Source organism: Mesorhizobium sp. M4B.F.Ca.ET.089.01.1.1, assembly GCF_004022605.1.
Lineage (GTDB): Bacteria > Pseudomonadota > Alphaproteobacteria > Rhizobiales > Rhizobiaceae > Mesorhizobium > Mesorhizobium abyssinicae.
The window spans coordinates 1-5,719 of record NZ_RZOS01000377.1 but is presented as its reverse complement, the minus strand read 5'-3'; the positions used below and the strand labels follow the sequence as shown (position 1 = coordinate 5,719).

The following is a 5,719-nucleotide window of genomic DNA, read 5'->3' as shown; positions in this document are numbered from 1 at the left end:
GATGACATCTTGGCGAGTGGCTTATTGAAAAAGTAGGTATCTGGCACGGTGATCTTAGTCATATAAAAGTTCCTTTCGAAATTGATGGTTCAAATAGCCGATACATTTACGTCTAGGCGCTCGCCTGTCTGGGATGACACGTGGGCCATCTCTAAGAACCAGCCGCCTTTCTTCGCCCAATCGGCAAGGGCTCGGATCAATGCATTTCGTTCGGTAAATTGCCCCAAGAGGGGATCGGGGACTTTGATAAATTCAGCTATATGAAGCTGATGAGGCGTCTTCCAAAGCCTGACAAAGCCTTTGGCCTTGCCCTTCGAGACGCTAATAAGTGTCAGATCAAACGGGGTGGGATTGCTCCCAATATAATTCAGTTCAAATGTGGCAATGTCTTTTAGTTCTGTGGTCATTGTCCTTCTGTTGTCCGTCCTAACGGGACGGTGTTAGCGTTCTATTTTGCTTATTGAGAGCAGGATATAAACTCCTACTCTTTACCTATTATACTCCGTTTTCACCTGAAAGTCAATAGTATAAACGGAGCGTGTTCTTACAAGTCCTTGATATACAAAGCTTTGCACCCCAAAGAAAATTTTTTGAAACACGGAGTAAGGCTACTCTTCCGCCAATTCCTTCCTGATTAACCTGTCGAGTTCACATATTCGGACCTTGAGCCTTCGGCTTTCATCAACGAGTTGAATCAGTTTCAAATCAGGGTCGTCAGGCGAGAGCATCTTCGCTTGCGAGATAGAGTGTGAGCCTCTGTAAAAGTCTATAACCGTACCCATGTGGCGTTTCTCCTATTGATAGGACGACAGAATGCTTCCCGAGCGAAGGCAAGTCTCCGCCGGTTCGATGATGCAGGGGGTTCGGTATCCGGCTGGCTCGTCTAGGTCCCGCTTATGTGGGTGGACTGTCATCGACGTAGGTGCCAGTGGTGGCCGCCAGTAGTTAGACGACTCGATTGCGGCTATCCTTGGGCGGGTTTTGGGGAATCAATGGGAGTTGGGTGAATGAGAGGAGGGAGGCTCGCGACTTTTGTTGTCCTGGCTTGCACAAGTGCGGCAAGTGCTCAGAACATAACCGGGTACTTACATGGCAACGATCTCTACGATAGTTGCTCCGAGAAGAGCGTCCATTCGACTGGCTACGTAGAAGGGGTTGTCGACGCCGACATCTTCCAAGCGTTGGGCTATTGCATTCCGGTTGGAGCAAGGGCCGACCAGATACGAGATGTGGTCTGTCGCTACTTGGAAGCTCATCCGGAATCCCGCCAAGAGCAGGCACCAAAGCTGATCCGGAAAGCGTTCACCGAAGCATGGCCCTGCAAGTGAGCCGGGGCTTTCCGAAATATTGTTCCTCGCACATGAGTCCAGTACGCTAAGCGTGTTGATTCGAACTCCAGCGGGCGACCGCTCTCTTAGTCAGCGGAACTAGGCCCGATGAGCGACTATCCAAAATTCGATTACCTTCGAAAACAGATCGTTCGCGTAGGCGAAGAGTTGTCTGGGAAGATGCTCGTCGCGGATGACCACTCGAACCTTGAACATTATCGGGAAGTCTTCCGAATGGCCTACAACTGGCGCAATTCCCACATCTATCCAATGCGGCGCATCCATCACGAATTAAGCGCCAATGTCCGACAGCGTGGGGTCAAGTTAAAGGGCATCACCTCCGCTCGGTTGAAGCGGATGCAATCCATTCGAGAGAAGCTTGGAGAGAGCACCACTAAGTTTGACCAGATGCAGGATTTAGGTGGCTGTCGTGCCATCATGGATTCGGTCGATGAATACCGGCAACTGATAGCGAAGTACCGGGAAGGCGGGAGCGTCCATCGTATCCGCAATGACACCGACTATTTCGCCAATCCAAGACCGTCTGGCTATCGGGGGCACCATCTGGTGATGGAGTTCCAGCCGCTGGTGAACGAACAGCAGCACAGGGACAGACGTATTGAGGTCCAACTTAGGACCGGTTTGCAGCATGCTTGGGCAACTGCCGTTGAAGCCGTGGGCATCATGCGCCGTGAGAATATGAAACGGGGTAGCGGTGATCCCGATTGGCTTCGTCTATTCGCGTTGATGTCCACCGATTTCGCAATGGAAGAAGATGGCGCAGTGGTTCCAGGCACCCCGGAGGGGAGGCGAGAGCGTCACCAAGAGCTTCGCCACTTGAACGACAAGCTAAATGCCGTCGTCTTCTTGGAGAACATCAATCAGGCGTTCAACTACGCCCCGAGCTACAAGGGAAGCGCCAAGTTTTATCTGGTGCAGATCGACCGTGATAGGAAGGAAGTCCACGTCACCGGCTACAACCAGCCGATCAACGCGACAGAGGGCTTCAGCGCTTCGGAGACTGGCGGGCGACTTATCTCCGTTCTGGCAGAGGTCAACAAAATCGAAGACCTGATGCGGGCATTCCCTAACTATTTTATGGACGTCCAGATGTTCACCGACCACCTCAAAACCATCGTCTATCCTGACAGGTTGCACAAGGTGGCAAAGCTGGCAGCCGAGAGTGTGCGGGCCACCAAGAAGAAATCGTCTAGCTTCCTTGATCTTTCTTGGCTGAAATCTTACATGCCTCAGCGCTAGGATAGCTTGCCGTGGTGGCAATTTAGCGAAGGGGTAAAATAAATGGCGAAACTTGTTCAATTCAAAGATGTTTTGGCGGAGGGACCTGTTCTTGTGAATATCGATTTGGTCCGGATTGTAAGAGAAGATTTCTCTGACCCGGCCAACACGTACATCAGCTTTGACAACGAGCACGGCATTACTGTCGAAGGGGACCTGCGGACCGTCTGGAAATCCTTTCACGGCTAGGTATCAAAAGAAAAAAGGCCCCGCGAAGGGCAAGGGCCTAGGATACGGTCGGGGTATGGTCTGACGAGAGGATCAGCCCCGATCAGAGTAGTCCCGATGTGGGGTAGAAGCGATTAGATTTCAGGCGGTTACGATCTCGTCGGGCGTCGCCTGTCGCTCAATCATTTTCTGTTCATCCTGTCGTCCCTTTCCTAAGAGCTTCGCCCTGACGGCATCCTGATTGGCGTGGGCATACCGGAAGAGCATCGCCGGTGTCCTGTGACCAGATATGCCGGCAACCTCCGGGATCGACAGACCAAGCTCAAACAGCCTCGAAATCCCCTCGTGTCTCAGATCGTGGAAATGAAGGTCCTCGATAGCTGGTTCTGCTCGCTTGCAGATACGGGTCCAACTCGTCTTCACTACCTCGACATCCAACGGGAATGCTCTCGTCGTCGGAGTGACCCTAGGTGGGCCAATAATTCCCCGTGGTTGAGCGAAAGCCAGGATGAGACAGGACGATGCTTTGTCTGTCAGTGGTATCACTCTCGAATGGCCGTTCTTCGAGACAGGGATGGTCAACAGATGCCGTTGGAAATCGACGTTGCGGAATTCTATTGCGAGGATTTCCCCCTGCCGCATGGCCGTCTCTAGGGCAAAGACGATGATAGGAACTAGGTACGGATTGGGCTGACCGTCTAGCGTCCTGAGCTTCCCGGCTTGCGACAGCAATCGTTCTTCCTCTCCGGGGCGTAACCTCCGCTCACGTCTGACATCGATGGCAGGCAGATAGAGGTCTTGGAGAGGGTTTCCTGTCGGTATGTGCCATTCAGCCTTGGCGACCTTGAACATGTGGAAGAGCGGAGCGAGTTCCCTCCGGAGTGACTTCGCTGTCACCGGGCGACCTGTGAGCCTCGAAACCTCCTTAAGCCTTTGGTCACGGTACTGTGCGAAATCCTTTGATTGAAGGTCGTTCAGGGTTTTCGTCGCGATAGGATAGCGGAGGAACCTGTCGAGCAGGATCGTTTCGAATCTTGCTGAACGCTTCTTGGGGAGAACCTCGGTTTTGTAGCGAGTGACGAGTTCAGCCAGGGTGATCGATTTGAGTGTCTTCCTGTCGGGTCCAAGCTCTTGGCGGTCTAACTGCCGTTCGATCTCCCGTGCCCATTCGAGGGCGTCTGACTTGGCGAGGAACGACTTCGATCTCGCTTCGTGGCCTCTCCGTCTGACTTGGACATTCCATTTGCCGTTACGCTTGCGAATTGATGCCATTTCGGATGCTCCGTGTGACCCAGTTGTGACCGGAAGGTCGATCCCCGAAGATTGTGTTGGGAAATCAGATGTTTCGGGTGAGTGAACATATCATCCGTCATGATGACGGCACCGCAAGCGGTGTCTGGGGCGTCCATACGCTGCAGAGCGCCTTCCAGCCGATCTTCGCCTTCAACGAAGGCAAGCTGTCGATCGTCGCGTTCGAGGGGCTGATCAGGCCGTTTCGCGACGGCGAGCCGCAGTCGCCGATGACTTTCTTCAACACCTGCCCGGCGGGCGACCGTCTGCATATCGAGGCGCTGACGCGCACGCTGCACCTGCTCAACGCCGGCGTCTGCCTGCCGGAAGAGGCATCGATCTTCGTCAATTTCGATCCCTCGGTGTTCACCGATCGCGGCGTCGCCGACAAGGCGTTGCGCGACATGCGGCTGGTGCTGCACGAGGCCGGCATCGACCCGCGCCGCATGGTGTGCGAAGTGACCGAGCAGAAGTCGGCATCGCAGGAGGCGCTCTACAGCTTCGTCGAGGCGCTGAGGGCCAACGGCTTCCGCATCGCGGTCGACGATTACGGCGCCGACGAATCCGACATCAACCGGATCAAGGAGCTCAAGCCCGACATCGTCAAGTTCGACGCGCACTGGATCACGCAGCTGATGGAGTCCGGCGCCGGCTTTGCCCTCTTGACCACCATGGTGAGGAGCTTCGAGCAGCAAGGCATCCGCACCGTGTTCGAAGGCCTCGAGGAGGGCTGGCAGCTCGAGCTCGCCGAGAAATCGGGAGCCTCGATGGTGCAGGGCTTCGTGCTGGCGCGGCCGGAACTGGCGCCGACCAGTTTTCGCGTCTTCGGCAAGGGTGCCCCGCCGCCCGCGACTGCGACGGGCGCCGGCGAGACGCCGGCCGGTCCGGGCGCAGCGCCGGCAGCGCGCGGGGCGCGGGTATTCGGGCGCAGGACCGCATCGTGAGCGTATGGCCGGACAGGCGGCGCAACGCCGCCGAGGCGATCTTTGCCGACGAGATCGGTATCGAATACGGCGTCTATGGCGAGTTCCGGCTGAAGAGCGCCTACCAGCCGATCTTCGCACCACGCGGCCGCTCGCTGGCGCCGGTCGCCGTCGAGGCGCTGATCGAGGCGCAGCGGGACGCGAGGCCGCTCGCGCCGCCGGTGTTCTTCGACGGCGTTCCATCTCCGGACCGCCTGTTCGTCGAGACGATGTGCCGGATGCTGCATTTGCGGAACTTCCGCAACATCGGCGTCGAGGGGCTCGACCTGTTCTTCAATTACAATCCGCTGGTCAACGATCATCTCGGGCGGGCGCTGGCCGAGATCCGGCTGATGACCAGGCATCTCGGCGAGCTCGACCTCTACCCCGGCATGCTGGTGTGCGAGATCACCGAGCAGGCGGCCGACGATCATGTCCTTGCCAGCCTGGTGCGCGAGATGCGGCGTGACGGCATCCGCATCGCCATCGACGATTTCGGCACCGGCCACTCGACCGAGGCGCGCATCGCGCTGCTTGCGCCGGACATCGTCAAGATCGACGGCGCCTGGTTCGCCGAGTTCTGCCGCCATGCCGCGGCCGAGCGTTTCTTCCGGCCGCTGGTCTCGACGCTGCACGACCGCGGTGCCAAGGTGCTGGTCGAGGGCATCGAGC

At 56.6% G+C, this 5,719-nt stretch carries 6 protein-coding genes; 4 read left to right on the top strand and 2 right to left on the bottom strand.

The window, feature by feature from the left end:
• Positions 1-89: 89 nt before the first annotated feature.
• Positions 90-407: a hypothetical protein gene (locus tag EN780_RS26150; RefSeq protein WP_128275736.1), complete on the bottom strand. Its 318-nt coding sequence runs from the start codon at positions 405-407 to the stop codon at positions 90-92.
• Between the two features lie 1,029 nt (positions 408-1,436).
• Here EN780_RS26150 and EN780_RS26145 point away from each other — a divergent pair.
• Both EN780_RS26145 and EN780_RS26140 read left to right on the top strand, forming a co-directional pair.
• Positions 1,437-2,588: a RelA/SpoT domain-containing protein gene (locus EN780_RS26145; protein WP_128275735.1), complete on the top strand. Its 1,152-nt coding sequence runs from the start codon at positions 1,437-1,439 to the stop codon at positions 2,586-2,588.
• Positions 2,589-2,630: 42 nt separating this feature from the next.
• Positions 2,631-2,816, top strand: coding sequence for a hypothetical protein (locus EN780_RS26140; protein WP_128275734.1), 186 nt, complete (start codon positions 2,631-2,633; stop codon positions 2,814-2,816).
• A 120-nt stretch (positions 2,817-2,936) separates the two neighbouring features.
• Here the strand turns inward: EN780_RS26140 and EN780_RS26135 are convergent, their stop codons facing one another.
• Positions 2,937-4,067 carry a site-specific integrase gene (locus EN780_RS26135; RefSeq protein ID WP_128275733.1) on the bottom strand — a complete coding sequence of 377 codons (1,131 nt, stop codon included), beginning with the start codon at positions 4,065-4,067 and terminating at the stop codon, positions 2,937-2,939.
• Between the two features lie 77 nt (positions 4,068-4,144).
• On the opposite strand from EN780_RS26135, the gene EN780_RS26130 reads away from it, so the two are divergent.
• Both EN780_RS26130 and EN780_RS26125 read left to right on the top strand, forming a co-directional pair.
• Positions 4,145-5,029, top strand: coding sequence for an EAL domain-containing protein (locus EN780_RS26130; RefSeq protein WP_245500144.1), 885 nt, complete (start codon positions 4,145-4,147; stop codon positions 5,027-5,029).
• A partial coding sequence (locus EN780_RS26125; protein WP_133372721.1) for an EAL domain-containing protein occupies positions 5,026-5,719 on the top strand: 694 nt, incomplete at its 3' end. The genes EN780_RS26130 and EN780_RS26125, both read left to right, overlap by 4 nt.

What these genes read in the sequence shown, in the direction of transcription:
- EN780_RS26150 (WP_128275736.1), bottom strand. Translation starts at nt 407, where the DNA reads ATGACCACAGAACTAAAAGACATTGCCACATTTGAACTGAATTATATT.
- EN780_RS26145 (WP_128275735.1), top strand. Translation starts at nt 1,437, where the DNA reads ATGAGCGACTATCCAAAATTCGATTACCTTCGAAAACAGATCGTTCGC.
- EN780_RS26140 (WP_128275734.1), top strand. Translation starts at nt 2,631, where the DNA reads ATGGCGAAACTTGTTCAATTCAAAGATGTTTTGGCGGAGGGACCTGTT.
- EN780_RS26135 (WP_128275733.1), bottom strand. Translation starts at nt 4,067, where the DNA reads ATGGCATCAATTCGCAAGCGTAACGGCAAATGGAATGTCCAAGTCAGA.